This window comes from Alphaproteobacteria bacterium US3C007 (assembly GCA_034423775.1).
GTDB classification, from domain to species: Bacteria; Pseudomonadota; Alphaproteobacteria; order Rhodobacterales; family Rhodobacteraceae; genus Thalassovivens; species Thalassovivens spotae.
On the sequence record CP139918.1, the window covers coordinates 708,760 to 722,560 of the forward strand.

Below are 13,801 nucleotides of genomic sequence, written 5' to 3' on the forward strand. Positions count from 1 at the left end.
TTTCCGATAGGCGACATTTTTTACGATTTGCCTCCGTTTATCGCACCCAATAGTGATGTTTTTTTGAACGGACAGAAGGCACAAATCAAACACAACACGCATAAGAAAGCCGCTAATTCCCTTTCAACAGATTGCTGAGATAAGGGTTTTCTTCCTTTCGGTTTCATGATTTCATCGCAGGCTTCGAATAAGGAATTCACGATGCAAACGGTCACAATTATACGCCATGGACAGGCCAATACCGGCGCCCGCGACGAGGCCAGCTATGACAAGTTGAGCGCGCTTGGGCATCAGCAAGCGCGCTGGCTTGGTGCGCATCTAAAAGACACATATATGCCGTTTCAAAAGATCATTTCGGGCACTTTAAAACGCCAAATCGAAACCGCCAACGGCGTGAATCAATTTGATCTGCCCCATCTGCAAGATCCCCGTTTAAACGAGCTGAATTATTTTGGCATGGCAGACTGTCTCAAGCGCGCGCATAACATTCCATATCCTGAAACCCAAACCGCTTTTGCACAGCATCTGCAAACCATGCTTGAATATTGGAAAGCCGACAAATTGGATCCAGCTTTAGAAAGCTATACCTCTTTCCATCAGCGCATTAGATCGGTGATTTTAGAAGGTTTGGCCTCACAAACGCCTAGCTTATTGGTATCCTCAACGGGCGTGATCGCATCATTAGCGGGCGACACGCTGAACACTGACGCAGCCCATCGCGTCAAATTATTTATGGCGGTTGGTCATACCAGCCTTAGCCAATTTCAACGTTTCAATGCAGATCTTACGCTCACCCAATTTGCGGCAAAGCCGCATTTAGAACCCGCCGATCGAACCAATGCCCAAACCTATATTTAGGTAAGAAAAAAATGACCCATTTATGGCTACGCGCCGAACAACGCGCCAATGAACAACGGGTGGCGCTGACGCCAAAAGGCGCGCAGCACTTGAAAAATATGGGGATGAACATCACGGTTGAGGCATGCGAGAAACGCTGCTTTAGCGTTGATGACTATGCCAGAGCCGGATGCAAAATCGCAGATCACGCCAGCTGGCCAGGCGCCCCGCGCGACGCATTCATATTGGGATTAAAAGAATTGCCTCAAAGCAAAGAAGCCTTGCTTCATCGCCATATTATGTTCGGCCATGCCTACAAAGGCCAACATGCTGGGCAGGCTCTTTTAAACAGGTTCAAAGCCGGGGGCGGGCTTTTGCTGGATCTTGAATATTTGGTTGATACCAAAAACCGGCGCGTTGCAGCTTTTGGCTATTGGGCTGGTTATGCAGGGGCTGCCGTGGCGCTGAAATGTTGGGCGGCGCAACAGCGCGGCGAGATTTGCCAAAAGTTAGACGCATATCAAAATAATCAGGCGCTGCTGAATGATCTTCGTCAGACGCTTTCTGGGGTGAAGATGGCCCCCCCCACGGGCTTGGTGATCGGGGCTTTGGGACGCGTGGGGGCCGGGGTAAGCGATTTATGCGATGCGCTGGGCCTGAAAATCACCAAATGGGATTTAGACGACACGGCAGGACGCGCTGAATTTCCACAGATCTTGCAACATTCCATTCTGTTCAATTGTATCTTAGCGCAGCCCGGCGCACCCGTGTTTTTGGATAAGGCCAGCGTGGCGCAACCCCGTTTGCTGCGCGTGGTGGCAGATATCGCTTGCGACCCAGATAGCGATTACAACCCGCTACCTATTTACACACAGGCCACCGATTGGGACAAACCAGCGCAGCGGATCGCAAAGACCCCGGTATTAGACGTGATGGCCATCGACAATCTGCCATCGCTTTTACCCCGCGAAAGCTCTGAAGATTTTGCCCAGCAATTGCGGCCCTATTTAGAGCAGCTCTTGGCAGAAAACTCAGATGAAAATAGCGTTTGGAGCCGTGCCGAAACGACATATCGCCACCATATTGCACAGCTTTAGCACGCGACACTAGAAGGCTTCCCCAGATTGAGCCTACAAAGTCTGCAAGATTGCTTGAAGGGCCCCGGCGATCAAGAAAGACATCGCGCATAACGCAGCCCATATTCGTCTACTGGTGCGGCTTAAGCACAAAGTCTCTGGCTAAAAAAGCCGGTAATACAGCCAGTCTGGCAGAAAATTTGCTGCGCGGAACAGTAGGCTAAAGAAGGTTGGAAAACTCTTTTTAAACCGGTGGCTCTGCATATGGGACAACATGATCTTAGCAGCCTGCTCCGGCGGCATAATATAAGGCATGTTAAACTTATTTTTATCGGTCAGGCGGGTTTTGATAAATCCAGGATTTGCCAATTGGACGCACACACCGCTCTGCCTGAGATCGCAATAAAGCGATTCAGCCAAGGTCATCACGCCCGCCTTTGACGCATTATATCCAATCGCGCTTGGCAATCCGCGAAACCCGCCAATACTGCCGGTAATCACAATATGCCCGCTATCCTTGGCAACAAATTGCGGCACAACTTGCCCCAAAACCCGAGCCGCGCCAGTGAAGTTAACATCACACATCGCAATGGTCTGTTCGACATGCCAAGCTTGCGCCGCAAAGGGCCAATACACGCCCGCCAAATAGACCAAACCATCCAGTGACCCTGCAGAATGAGCTGCGCGCTCAACGCTGTCCATATCACGCACATCAATTGGAACCACCTCGGCCTGCCCGGGCAAGCTTTCCGCCAGTGCATGCAACGCCTCTTCGTTGCGCGCCGATAAAATCAAATCTGCGCCGGCAGCGCTGAGCTCATGCGCTAAAGCGGCGCCCAAGCCTTCGCTCGCACCAATCAGCCAATACCGCTTAGATTTAAAATCTCTCATTTTCTATGCCCTTGCATCGGCAATCGCACCAATGCCACTATTGCCAAAATCTTGAGGAGACAGGGCAAAAGCGCATACCCCGCTGATAAAGCAGTTAGTCCCTTTTGTGCATTTGTCAGCCCCGGTTGATACCCAAACCATTCAAGCAGTGGCAAAACCAGCACCGCGGCAAAGGCCAATGTCATTTTGGACACAAAATTCCAAAGCCCAAACCCAATCTCTGCACCGTCAGAACGTTTTGCCAAATGGCTTGCAAAAAGCGCCGGTAGCAGCGTCATATCCGCCCCCAGCGCCGCACCGCTTACCAGCGAGATAAGCGCAAAGGCAAGAATTTGACCCTCCTGCAAAAAATAAGCGTAAAAAAAACCTACAATCGCCGCGCTCATCGCCAGAAGCAAAACTTGCTTTGGCCCAAAATGCGCTGCCAAATAAGTCCAAATGGGGGCTGAGACAGCCGCAGCCAAAAAGAATAGGATCAATAACGCTCCGGCCCAATCTGCCGCCCCCAACCGGCTTTCCACATAGAATAAAAATAAAGTCGAGCTCACCGCCACGGGCGCAGAGTTCAACATCGCAAGCAGCAGAAAATGGCGCAATTGGCGATCTGAGAGAACCATGGCTATACCAACCGGCGCCGGTGCCTGCGCCATGGGATGCCAATATCCCCGCATTAAAATGCCTGCCATCAGGCAAAGGCCGCAAAAGCCCATAGCAAAGGCCGCAAAGGGCTGAGCTGAGAAATTGAGCAAGAGCGTTGGAGCAATCGCAGCAACGCATATGCCCAATAAACTGCCCGTTTCGCGCCAGCGTGCAAGGCGCAGCTGGCCCTCTGCCCCGAACGCGTGCACGCCATTTGCATAAAAGCGAATGCTTAGAAAGCTGAACGCCGAAAAAACCATTGCCAAACAGAGGCTAAACCAAATGATTGCGGAAAACGGCGGCGCAAGCGCAAAGAGGCCCAGCATCCCCAATCCCAAAAGTAAAATTGAGGCATAAATTGGCCATTGGCCCCGCTCTCGGCTGCGCTGCGCCAAAGCTGCCAGAATGGGATCTTGAACAAAATCCAAGGATCGCAGCGCAAATAAGGCCAACCCCAGCGTGCTTAGACTTACGCCATATTGATCAACAAAATATTTAGGAGCATGAATATAGATCGGCAATCCTGCCGCGCCCAACATCATGGCGAACACGCCATATGATGAAAAGACACCAAGCCGGCGCCCCGGCACTATGAAATCTCGGCTTTTGGCGGCGTCGGACGCGGGCGGTATTTCGCGCCTTTCCACCACAGCCGCAACGCCTGAAGATGGATCAGCCCCAGCACCCGCCGCGATCCAAATGGCCGGCGCAGCAAAGCGCCTAAAATGGAAAAATTGCTTAATGCGCGGCGCGGGCCGGTTAACGTGGCCATCACGCCGCCCTGTGGCATTTGTAAATCAATCCATATCCCAATTTTTTCCGGACGAATATCAAAGCGAAATTCATAAGCCCCTTGTATGGGTTGAAAGGGTGAGACATGAAAAATTTTATCCGCTTTCAAACGATCACTGGGCTGTATTGGCCTTAAATCCGTATGTTTACACAGATAAGAATGACGATCTCCAAACGTGTTGGTTACCTCCGCGATCACTAAAAACAATCGATCTTGCGCGTCATAACACAGCCAGAAGCTGACCGGATTAAAGACATGCCCAAATATCCTAGGTTGCGCGAGAAGCAAAATTTTACCCGGCAGCTCAATATTATATCCAGCAGCCACATCACGCACCCACGCCGCACCTCGGCCATCCCCTACAGGGCCGCCATGATCGCTTCCATAAAGCCCAAAAAGCCACCCGCTATCACGCTTGAAAATCCCTTTTTTGGGGGGGGCGTTCTCTATATCAAGGCAAAGATAATCGATGCTATAGCGAAACGCATTTTTGAGATCGCCTTTACGCCCATGCCACGTACTGCCTCTGATATGCTCAATCGCGCTCATTCTGCCGCAACGGCAAGCGCTGATTTCAAAATGATAGATTGGGCGACGTCCAAGCCGCTTGACAGACCATCTTCATGAAACCCGTTTTTCATCCAAGCCCCGCAAAACCACGTGCGATTGGTTCCGTTGCGCGTAGCAATTTTTTCCTGCGCGGCAAGCGCGTGTAAATCGTAAACCGGATGGCGCAGGGTCACCTGGTCGTAAATCTTATCTTCGCGAATAGGCCGTGTTGAATTCAATGTCACAAAATGCGGATCATCCAACGGGATAGGCTGCAGCGAGTTCATCCAATATGTCAGGTCAATCTGGTCTGATGTTTTATCTTCGGTTTCTGTGTAAACCCAACTCGACCAGCAGGCCCTGCGCTTTGGCATTATGCGTTCATCGCAATGCAATGTGATGTTGTTTGGCTGGTATTTCACCGCGCCCAACGCCTGAGCCTCAAAAGCGCTTGGATCCTCCAAAAGGCGCAGGCTGTCATCGCTATGCGTGGCAAAGACCACCTCGTCAAAATACTCGGGAGGGTGCCCAGCGCTGCGGATTTCAACCTGCCGGTCATGGCGGATCACCGATGATACCGGTGTTTTGACGCGCACCGCCACGCCGCGATCCACCAAAGCGACCTCAAGACGCTGAACATATTCCTGAGATCCCCCTTGAACAGTGTACCATTGATGCTGGCCTGTATGGCTTAACAACGCATGGTTTTCAAAAAATTGCAGCATCGCGCGAGCTGGAAAATCCAAAATTTTCTCAGTTGGTGTTGACCAAATGGCGCCAGAGAGCGGTAAAAGATAGTAATCGCGAAACCAAGGGCCTGACCCGAGCCGTTGCAAAAACTCTGAAATTGTCATTGTGGGATCCTGCGCAAGCTCCAAACCACGCGCATTGAATTTTAAAATGTCGCGCAACATGCGCAGGAAGTTCGGATTTGCTAAGTTGCGCTTTTGCGCAAAGATTGCGCTGAAATTGGCCAAACCATATTCGATGCGCCCGCCGCGCAATGATGCTCCAAAGCTCATATTGCTTTTGACCACCGGCACGTTCAGAGCATCAAAAAGATCTGCCATATTGGGATAATTGGCATAATTGAAAACGATGAACCCTGTATCCACAGGCTGAGTGCCAGCTTTGCCCGCAAGCACCGTGCGCGCATGCCCCCCGAGCCGCGGCGCAGCCTCATAAAGCGTTACATTCTGCGAGTCAGACAAGGCATACGCGGCGCCCATGCCCGAAATTCCGCCGCCAATCACTGCTATTCGCGGCCCGTTTAGGCCCTGCGGCGCAATAGTCATTCGTCTCTCCGATATCTTTTAAATATCTACGTGCAGGTTTTTGACTTGGATGAAAAGTAAATTCGATAAATATGTGATCCGGTTTGCGCCATGCGCCGTAGCAGTCTATGTGGATATGCGGCAAAATAGCGTTGCGGGCTTTGAAGGCTCGCCAGATGTTTTCTCTTATGATAGCGAGAGAGACAACAATGACGCTATTTCAGCGCCTCGAAAGGCATCAAATTTGTCGGATCGTCCGCAGAAAAATGTATCAAACAAATGGTCGCACGATTTGGTAGCGGTTGGCGAAAGCCAAAATACGGCTGCTTTCGAGCGTCTTTTCAACGAATTTGCTCCGCGCATCAAAGCATTTTTGATAAAGTCTGGCAGTGATCACGCCTCTGCGGAAGAGCATGCGCAAGAGGCGATGGCAACCGTATGGCGCAAGGCGCATATGTTTGATCCCAGCAGGGCCAGCGCCGCGACGTGGATGTTCACGATCGCGCGCAACAAAAAAATCGATGCAATTAGGAAGCAGCGCCGCCCCGAACCAGAAGATATTGGCTGGGGTCCAGAACATGAGCCAGACCAAGAAGACGTGATTGGTCTTCAGCAGGAAAGTGAAAAACTGGGCAATGCGATCGAGCAGTTGCCAGAGAAGCAGCGTTTGCTTCTGGAACGCGCATATTTTGCAGATATGTCGCATAGCGAAATAGCAGATGTAACAGGTCTTCCCCTTGGCACAATCAAATCGCGAATTAGATTAGCCCTTGAGCGGTTGCGCCATTCTATGACATGAGAAATGAAAACAAAATGACGAAGATTAAACACCACCTAACCGAAGAATTGATGATCGCTTATGCGTCGGGCAATTTGGCAGAAAGTTTTTCGGTGGCTGTGGCTACGCATATTTCGCTCTGCGACCAGTGCCGGGCCGCCTTGGAAAGCTATAACGCCATAGGCGGGGCGCTGCTGGAGGATACAGAAGGCGCGGCGCTCTCGTCGGATGCCTTGGCAAAGACGATGGCGCTGATCGAACAGCATCCGCCCGAAGAAAAGTTGCAAGCCGCCAAGGTCTCAAACGTGCCGGCGCCTTTGGCAGATTACATCGGAACTGATCTTGATGCGATCAAATGGCAACCGATCGGAATGGGCGTCAAACAATCTGTTCTGGAAACCACTGGTGCGGGCAGCGCGCGGTTGCTTTACATTCCGCCGGGCACGGCCGTCCCCAATCATAGCCATAGCGGCTTAGAGCTGACATTGGTGCTTCAAGGCGCGTTTGCGGATGAGACTGATTATTTCAGTAGGGGTGATATCGAAGTGGCCACCAGCGATGTCAGCCATACGCCGGTTGCAGCTGATGGGACCAGTTGTATCTGCCTGGCCGTGACCGAGGCGCCTTTAAAATTTACCGGATTGCTGCATAAATTGATGCAACCGCTTCTAAAGATCTAAAGCGTCTTTAAACTGCTGATGTAGCGGCGGACTTGCGACCAAAACACCGGATGATGTTACCTCTGAGCGATTAAAAGAAAGCGGGTTGCCCGCTTTGTCACTGACGCGGGCTCCTGCTTCTGCGGCTATGAGAGCTCCGGCGCAAATATCCCAATCCCAAGTGTCACGCAGCGTGATCATTGCGTCAAACTCCCCCTGTGCGACCAACGCCATGCGATACGCCAATGATGGCTTGTGCCGCCGCTGCAGGCCCGCCGGCAGCGGAAGGCGCCAATTCTGTGCGTCCAAAGCAGGTTTTGCGGCCAGCACGGTGGCCTCGTCAAGCTGCCTGCAATCAGAGACGTTGATCGCTTGCTGATTGAGAAACGCGCCTGACCCTTGTTCTGCATAATAGGTCAAACCTAGCATAGGCAGGGCAATCACCGCAGCGGTGACATTAGATCCAGTGGTGATGGCCAATGAATGCGCCCATGTCTTTTCACCTGCGATAAAACTTCGCGTCCCATCGATCGGATCAATCACGAAGCAATGCTCTGCACCGAGACGCTTTTGATCATCTTCCGTTTCCTCAGACAGCCAACCATAATTTGGCCGCGCCGACCCAAGCATATCAAATAGCATAGCATTAACCGCTAAATCCGCTTCGGTAACGGGCCCAGAGTGATCAGGCTTTTCCCAAGCTTGGGCGCCATTTCGGGCATAGCGCTGCGCAATTTCACCCGCTTTTTGCGCAGCCGCCAGCAAAAGCTGAAGATCAACCCCCGGCAATAGTCATTCCATCAATCAACAGGGAAGGAACGCGTCGAGACAGATGCGCGCGCGCATCATTAGCGGCGATGAAGCCGCGCAGCATGTCGCGTAAATTGCCCGCGATCGTGCATTCGCTCACCGGATGACTGATCACACCATTTTCCACCCAAACGCCAGCGGCGCCGCGCGAATAATCACCAGTATTAGGGTTGATGGTGGACCCAATCATTGACGTGACCAGCAAGCCTTTGCCCATATCGCGGATCAAATCGGCCTGAGTATGCAGCCCTGGCATCAAGGTGATATTCCAATTGCTCGGACTGGGGGGCGAGCTGACTCCACGCGACGCATTGCCCGTGGGCGGCATCGATAAATGCCGCGCAGAAGCCAGATCTAAGGTCCACCCGGTTAGCACCCCATTTTCAACAAGAGCGCGCCGCTGCGTCGGCAAGCCTTCCCCGTCAAAGGGGCGCGATCCCGCCACGCGCGGGCGATGCGGATCTTCGATCAGCTGCGTCCCATCTGGAAACACTTGTTGACCCAAGCCCTCCAGCAACCAAGACGAGCCGCGCGCCACAGAGGCGCCATTGATAGCGCCCAAAAAATGCCCGATCAGGCTGGAGGCAACGCGCTCATCGAACAAAACGGGAAACTGCCCAGTGGGCGGCTTTGATGGCTTAAGCCGGGCCACGGCCCGCGCGCCGGCATTTGCCCCAATTTCAGCTGGATCGGTCAGATCTTCTTGAAAAATACGGTTGTCAAAATCATAGTCACGTTCCATCTGCAGACCGGTACCAGCAATCGCCACGCAGGAAATTGACCGGCTGCTGCGCTGATACCCGCCCGCAAAGCCAGCGCTGGTTTGAAAATGAACCTGGCCAGAGCCGTAAGAGGCCGAGGCCGCATCTACCTGTTCAATCCCCGCCACACGCAGCGCTGCAGCTTCAGCCGCAAGCGCATCTGCCTCTAATGCGGCAGCAGAGGGTTCCGGCTGCGCGTCATAAAGTTCAAGTTCCTCTATATTCCAATCCATGGCCAGCTGTTCGGGCGCCGCCAGCCCCGCATAGGGATCATCCGGGGCTTCTTTGGCCATGGCCACGGCCCGCTCGGCCATGGTGCTCAGCGTGTCATCGCGCAGATCAGATCCAGAGACCACCGCCTGCCGTTGACCTATGAAGACCCGCAGCCCCAAATCCATTGCTTCGGATCGCTCGGCCTGCTCTAAAACGCCCGAGCGCACATTGATCTCGATCGCGCTGCCCATGCTGGCCAAAGCATCCGCCGCATCAGCCCCAGCAAGCCGCGCTGCACTAAGCAGCTTTTCAGTGAATTCTGGCAAAGAGGTAGATTGGCCCGACATGACACCCCGCAAAATTAGTTTCTACACAGGTAGTGAACCCACCCAAACAAGGCAAGCTTCCATTGCAGATGCTGCTGGTTTTTGTGTAGCCTTGGCGGCAGAGTGCAGCGAAATAGGATAAACAAGATAATGAAAACGGCACTGATCACAGGGGGCGCGCGCGGCATCGGCTTGGCAACAGCGCATATTTTTGCGGAAAACGGCTATCAAGTGGTTTTGCTTGACCGGGATGCGCAAGCACTCGACGCTGCTGCACTAGACCTTCCCGCCGCAGAAATTTTGGTATTCGACGTGTCTAACCCGCAAGCCTCGGGGCAAATCGCGCAAGAGATACAAACCCGGCTGGGGCGACTTGATTGCCTTGTCAACAATGCTGGTGTGGCTGATTTTGGTCCGATTGAAGATTGCGATCCAGCCATTTGGCGCAAGGTTATGGATACGAATTTGGATGGTATGTTTTACCTCAGCCAAGCCCTAACACCGCTGCTGCGTGACACGCGGGGCAGCATTGTCAATATCGCCTCTATTTCAGGTCTGCGTGCTTCGACCTTGCGCGTTGCTTATGGCACTTCAAAAGCGGCGGTAATGCAGCTTACAAAACAACAAGCCATTGAATTGGGCGAATATGGCATTCGCGCCAATTGCGTGGCCCCCGGCCCAGTGCGCACAAAATTGGCGATGGCCGTTCACACCCCAGAGATTATTGACGCCTATCATGACGCCATCCCTTTAAACCGTTATGGCAACGAGCGCGAAATTGGCGAAGTCATCTTTTTTCTATGCTCTGAGAAAGCTTCTTTTGTAACAGGCCAAGTGGTTGCCGCGGATGGCGGCTTTGAGGCAACGGGTGTTGGACTGCCAGCGCTGCGCGTCTAAACCCTATGCCTGAAAAAGACACGCGGCCTGAAGCAGAGATCAAAGATCATGTTTAACACCCGATCCCGCTACCCATAGCCTCTTCGCCTCTATATATAGGCGTGGCGAACCCTAGATCTGAAAGCGAGCATATAGATGAAAGACCTCACCGGCAAAACAGCTGTAATCACCGGTGCCAGCCGTGGCATTGGGGCGGCAACTGCCGCGGAATTGGCCGCTGCCGGCGCCAATGTTTGCCTTTTGGCGCGCAGCGAAACTCAGATTATTGAACTGGCGAACGATATCGGGCCTCGCGCCATGGCGCGGGCCTGCGATGTCGCCGATTACGCGGCCGTAGACGCTGCGATCCGCGCCGCACAAGCAGCGTTTGGCAGCGTTGATATTCTGATTAATAACGCGGGTGTGATTGCCCCAATCAGCGCTTTGGCCAGCGTCGAGCCGCAAGAGTGGTCACAAATGATCGATATCAACCTGAAAGGCGTGTTTTATGGCATCCGCGCGGCCCTGCCGATCATGCAGGCCCAAGGCGCAGGAACGATCCTGACCGTGAGTTCGGGCGCGGCGCATCATGCGGTAGAGGGCTGGAGCGGCTATTGTGCGTCAAAAGCTGGGGCCGCCATGCTGACCGAATCTTTGCATTTAGAGCATCACAAAGACGGTATTCGAAGCATGGGCTTATCACCGGGAACCGTTGCAACCCAAATGCAGAAAGACATCAAAGCCAGCGGTATTAACCCTGTCAGCCAGCTTGACTGGTCGGCGCATATTGCCACAGATTGGCCCGCCAAAGCGCTTGTTTGGATGTGCACCAGCGCCGCCGACCCTTATTTGGGTACGGAATTATCGCTGCGCGATACCGCGTTTCGCCAAAAACTGGGCCTGCTATGATCCAGCTTCACAAAGACGGCACTATTTGGCGTTTAACCTTAGATCGGCCCGATAAAGCCAATTCGTTGACGCAAGACATGCTGGAAGAGATTTTACAAATCGTGCAGATGGCGCAAACAGCACAGGCTCTCATCATAACCGGCGCAGGTAAAACATTCAGCGCCGGAGCGGATCTAGATCAAGCCGCGCTGGGATTGGCAACCTCGGATATTTGGGAGCGCGTTTCAACCGCGATTGCCGATTTGCCGGCGCTGACAATTGCGGCCTTAAACGGCACTTTAGCAGGCGGCGCGTTTGGCATGGCCTTGGCCTGCGATTTACGCCTTGCCGTTCCAGAAGCCAAATTTTTCTACCCCGTAATGGAGCGCGGGTTTCTACCGCAACCTAGCGATCCGGGAAGATTGCGCGCACTGATTGGGCCCGCACGAAGCAAATTAATTTTAATGGCCGGTCATAAAATGACCGCCACAGACGCATTGAATGCCGGGTTGATCGACCAAATATGCGCCAAAGATACGCTTATCGCAGCAGCCTATCGGATGACAGAAAAGGTCAGCAAAGCGCAAGCCAGCCATGTGGCCGCGATAAAAGCAATGTGCAACGCCAGCCGAGGCACGCTTTAGCGGCGGCGTTTGGGCGTGCGGGATAAAAACTCCGGCGGCCGTTTCGCCACCCAAGCAATAAATTTTTCCAGACGAGGATGCGTTTTCAATTTTTCAATGGTGGCATAATTGCGGGCTAGCTCGGCCTCGCTAAGGCAGGCATGAATTTCTTTATGACATTGATGATGCAACAAAACCGTCGGGCCACCTTTGCCGCCTTTTAGCTTGGGCACCAAATGGTGAAGGCTTTGCGGCGCGTGTGGTGGGATAGGCCGCGCGCATAAAGGGCAGATTGGATCCTCTATCATCGCTAAGCCTTTATTCTCTTACGCGTCACTGTAAAGGATCTAGCTTGAAATGCTGTTCAGAAAAGCAGGCGCCGCAAAACAGGCTGAACGACGATAAATACCGGTGGATCAATAGCCCGGATAGGCTTAGACCCTAAGCGCAAAGCGTTAAGCACCGCCGTCATAAACCAAGGAGACTGCTCAGAATGATCAAAGAGACGCGTTGCATTGATCTGATAAGCTTATCGGCTATCTGCAGGGGGAGGGCATGAGCAATTCAGCGCTAATCATCGGGGCCGGTCCGGCGGGGCTTATGGCCGCAGAGCGGTTGCTGGCGCAAGGCGCGCAGGTGCAGATTTTCGACGCGAAACCCTCTATCGGGCGAAAATTTCTTATGGCGGGAAAATCAGGTTTAAACCTGACCAAAAATGAGCCTCTCGCAATCTTTCAAAATCAATATTACGACGCCAGCGCGCAATTGGCCCCCATGCTCAATGATTTTGGACCAGCCGACGTGATGCGTTGGGCGAATGCGCTGGGCGCAGACGTGTTTAGCGGATCTTCTGGCCGCGTCTTTCCAAAAGTTATGAAAGCCTCGCCTCTCTTGCGCGCCTGGATGCTTCGTCTTCAAAATGCAGGGGCTGAACTGCGCGTGAAATCGCGGTGGAGGACGCTTAGCAAAGATGGCTGCTTTGGATTTGAAACCCCAAGCGGACCCGCACAGATCACCCCAGATGTTGCGGTTTTGGCGCTTGGCGGGGGCAGTTGGAAAAAACTGGGCTCTGACGGGCAGTGGATTGATATTCTGGCGCAGCGCGGCGTAGCAAGCGCACCCTTTGAGCCCTCAAACGCGGCACTGCAGGTGGCCTGGTCACCCTATATGCAGAAACTCTATGGCCAGCCTATTAAATCCGTAGCACTGACAGCGGGGGGGTATAAAAGCCGCGGCGAGGTGATCCTAAGTAAGCAGGGCTTAGAGGGCAGCGGTATTTATACGCTCAGCCCAGCGCTCCGCCAGCGCCAAAAGCTGTTTATCGATCTTGCGCCAGATCTTACGATTGCGCAGATCGCGACGGCATTGCAGCGGCCAAAGGGCAAAAACAGCCTCTCAAATTTTTTACGCAAAACCTTGCGCCTACCCCCGGTTAAGATTGCTTTGCTGCAAGAACTGGCCCGCCCATTGCCCACCGACCCCGCGGCGCTGGCCCGCATGATCAAAGCCCTGCCGCTCGCCTATACGGGGCTTGCTCCCTTGGATGAAGCAATTTCCACAGCGGGCGGCGTGCGATGGCAGGATCTCAATGCGGGCCTGATGCTCAAAAAATTACCTGGTGTTTTTTGCGCTGGCGAAATGTTGGATTGGGAAGCGCCAACGGGGGGCTATCTGATAAATGCCTGCCTAGCCACCGGTGCTTGGGCCGGCGATCATGCGGCAAACTATGCGGCTCAAAGCTAAAACAAACCTGTCTAGCGCGTCAAAAGCCCGTGGCATGTAAACGTTTAAAATACCCCTATTTTGCG

The 13,801-nt window shown here is 53.2% G+C and carries 15 protein-coding genes; 8 read left to right on the forward strand and 7 right to left on the reverse strand.

Translation table 11 applies throughout. The features are described 5' to 3' along the window. The first annotated feature begins 201 nt into the window (after positions 1-201). On the forward strand, positions 202-858 hold the full coding sequence (locus UM181_03595; GenBank protein WQC63709.1) for a histidine phosphatase family protein: 657 nt from the start codon (positions 202-204) through the stop codon (positions 856-858). An 11-nt stretch (positions 859-869) separates the two neighbouring features. After that, positions 870-1,934, forward strand: coding sequence for a saccharopine dehydrogenase (locus UM181_03600; protein ID WQC63710.1), 1,065 nt, complete (start codon positions 870-872; stop codon positions 1,932-1,934). Positions 1,935-2,075: 141 nt separating this feature from the next. On the opposite strand, the gene UM181_03605 is transcribed toward UM181_03600, so the two are convergent. Genes UM181_03605 through UM181_03620 form a run of 4 tightly spaced genes read right to left on the reverse strand, consistent with a single transcriptional unit; the run spans position 2,076 to position 6,080 of the window. Continuing rightward, complete coding sequence (locus tag UM181_03605) at positions 2,076-2,804, reverse strand: SDR family NAD(P)-dependent oxidoreductase (GenBank protein WQC63711.1); 729 nt, start codon at positions 2,802-2,804, stop codon at positions 2,076-2,078. Beyond that, positions 2,801-4,033, reverse strand: a complete 1,233-nt coding sequence (locus UM181_03610) for an MFS transporter (GenBank protein ID WQC63712.1) — start codon at positions 4,031-4,033, stop codon at positions 2,801-2,803. Before UM181_03610 ends, UM181_03605 begins: the two co-directional genes overlap by 4 nt. Then, positions 4,033-4,785, reverse strand: a complete 753-nt coding sequence (locus tag UM181_03615) for a DUF1365 domain-containing protein (GenBank protein ID WQC63713.1) — start codon at positions 4,783-4,785, stop codon at positions 4,033-4,035. Before UM181_03615 ends, UM181_03610 begins: the two co-directional genes overlap by 1 nt. Further along, the gene (locus tag UM181_03620) at positions 4,782-6,080 is read right to left on the reverse strand and encodes an FAD-dependent oxidoreductase (protein WQC63714.1); all 1,299 of its coding nucleotides are present in this window, start codon (positions 6,078-6,080) and stop codon (positions 4,782-4,784) included. The genes UM181_03615 and UM181_03620 overlap by 4 nt, the downstream gene beginning before the upstream one ends. A 271-nt stretch (positions 6,081-6,351) precedes the next feature. On the opposite strand from UM181_03620, the gene UM181_03625 reads away from it, so the two are divergent. Together UM181_03625 and UM181_03630 are read left to right on the forward strand one after the other, a co-directional pair. Continuing rightward, positions 6,352-6,858 (forward strand): sigma-70 family RNA polymerase sigma factor, encoded by a 507-nt coding sequence (locus UM181_03625; GenBank protein ID WQC64692.1) that lies wholly within the window; start codon positions 6,352-6,354, stop codon positions 6,856-6,858. Between the two features lie 14 nt (positions 6,859-6,872). Beyond that, positions 6,873-7,517, forward strand: coding sequence for a ChrR family anti-sigma-E factor (locus tag UM181_03630; GenBank protein WQC63715.1), 645 nt, complete (start codon positions 6,873-6,875; stop codon positions 7,515-7,517). Here UM181_03630 and UM181_03635 read toward each other — a convergent pair. After that, positions 7,506-8,285, reverse strand: coding sequence for a 3'(2'),5'-bisphosphate nucleotidase CysQ (locus UM181_03635; protein WQC63716.1), 780 nt, complete (start codon positions 8,283-8,285; stop codon positions 7,506-7,508). The genes UM181_03630 and UM181_03635 overlap by 12 nt on opposite strands. Further along, positions 8,272-9,627, reverse strand: a complete 1,356-nt coding sequence (locus UM181_03640) for a TldD/PmbA family protein (protein ID WQC63717.1) — start codon at positions 9,625-9,627, stop codon at positions 8,272-8,274. The genes UM181_03635 and UM181_03640 overlap by 14 nt, the downstream gene beginning before the upstream one ends. A gap of 129 nt (positions 9,628-9,756) precedes the next feature. Here UM181_03640 and UM181_03645 point away from each other — a divergent pair, with 129 nt between their 5' ends. The 3 genes from UM181_03645 (at position 9,757) to UM181_03655 (ending at position 12,014) form a co-directional block, all read left to right on the forward strand. After that, positions 9,757-10,503, forward strand: coding sequence for an SDR family oxidoreductase (locus tag UM181_03645; protein ID WQC63718.1), 747 nt, complete (start codon positions 9,757-9,759; stop codon positions 10,501-10,503). A gap of 135 nt (positions 10,504-10,638) precedes the next feature. Next, the gene (locus tag UM181_03650) at positions 10,639-11,391 is read left to right on the forward strand and encodes an SDR family NAD(P)-dependent oxidoreductase (GenBank protein ID WQC63719.1); all 753 of its coding nucleotides are present in this window, start codon (positions 10,639-10,641) and stop codon (positions 11,389-11,391) included. Continuing rightward, positions 11,388-12,014 carry an enoyl-CoA hydratase/isomerase family protein gene (locus UM181_03655; GenBank protein ID WQC63720.1) on the forward strand — a complete coding sequence of 209 codons (627 nt, stop codon included), beginning with the start codon at positions 11,388-11,390 and terminating at the stop codon, positions 12,012-12,014. Before UM181_03650 ends, UM181_03655 begins: the two co-directional genes overlap by 4 nt. On the opposite strand, the gene UM181_03660 is transcribed toward UM181_03655, so the two are convergent. Continuing rightward, a complete protein-coding gene (locus UM181_03660; GenBank protein ID WQC63721.1) occupies positions 12,011-12,301 on the reverse strand; it encodes an HNH endonuclease in 291 nt (96 codons plus the stop codon). The two genes, UM181_03655 and UM181_03660, sit on opposite strands and share 4 nt — an antisense overlap. 247 nt (positions 12,302-12,548) lie before the next feature. On the opposite strand from UM181_03660, the gene UM181_03665 reads away from it, so the two are divergent. Next, a complete protein-coding gene (locus tag UM181_03665) occupies positions 12,549-13,736 on the forward strand; it encodes a TIGR03862 family flavoprotein (GenBank protein ID WQC63722.1) in 1,188 nt (395 codons plus the stop codon). Positions 13,737-13,801: the final 65 nt, after the last annotated feature.

What these genes read in the sequence shown, in the direction of transcription:
- UM181_03665 (WQC63722.1), top strand. Translation starts at nt 12,549, where the DNA reads ATGAGCAATTCAGCGCTAATCATCGGGGCCGGTCCGGCGGGGCTTATG.
- UM181_03600 (WQC63710.1), top strand. Translation starts at nt 870, where the DNA reads ATGACCCATTTATGGCTACGCGCCGAACAACGCGCCAATGAACAACGG.
- UM181_03645 (WQC63718.1), top strand. Translation starts at nt 9,757, where the DNA reads ATGAAAACGGCACTGATCACAGGGGGCGCGCGCGGCATCGGCTTGGCA.
- UM181_03605 (WQC63711.1), bottom strand. Translation starts at nt 2,804, where the DNA reads ATGAGAGATTTTAAATCTAAGCGGTATTGGCTGATTGGTGCGAGCGAA.
- UM181_03640 (WQC63717.1), bottom strand. Translation starts at nt 9,627, where the DNA reads ATGTCGGGCCAATCTACCTCTTTGCCAGAATTCACTGAAAAGCTGCTT.
- UM181_03630 (WQC63715.1), top strand. Translation starts at nt 6,873, where the DNA reads ATGACGAAGATTAAACACCACCTAACCGAAGAATTGATGATCGCTTAT.
- UM181_03620 (WQC63714.1), bottom strand. Translation starts at nt 6,080, where the DNA reads ATGACTATTGCGCCGCAGGGCCTAAACGGGCCGCGAATAGCAGTGATT.
- UM181_03595 (WQC63709.1), top strand. Translation starts at nt 202, where the DNA reads ATGCAAACGGTCACAATTATACGCCATGGACAGGCCAATACCGGCGCC.
- UM181_03650 (WQC63719.1), top strand. Translation starts at nt 10,639, where the DNA reads ATGAAAGACCTCACCGGCAAAACAGCTGTAATCACCGGTGCCAGCCGT.
- UM181_03655 (WQC63720.1), top strand. Translation starts at nt 11,388, where the DNA reads ATGATCCAGCTTCACAAAGACGGCACTATTTGGCGTTTAACCTTAGAT.
- UM181_03615 (WQC63713.1), bottom strand. Translation starts at nt 4,785, where the DNA reads ATGAGCGCGATTGAGCATATCAGAGGCAGTACGTGGCATGGGCGTAAA.
- UM181_03660 (WQC63721.1), bottom strand. Translation starts at nt 12,301, where the DNA reads ATGATAGAGGATCCAATCTGCCCTTTATGCGCGCGGCCTATCCCACCA.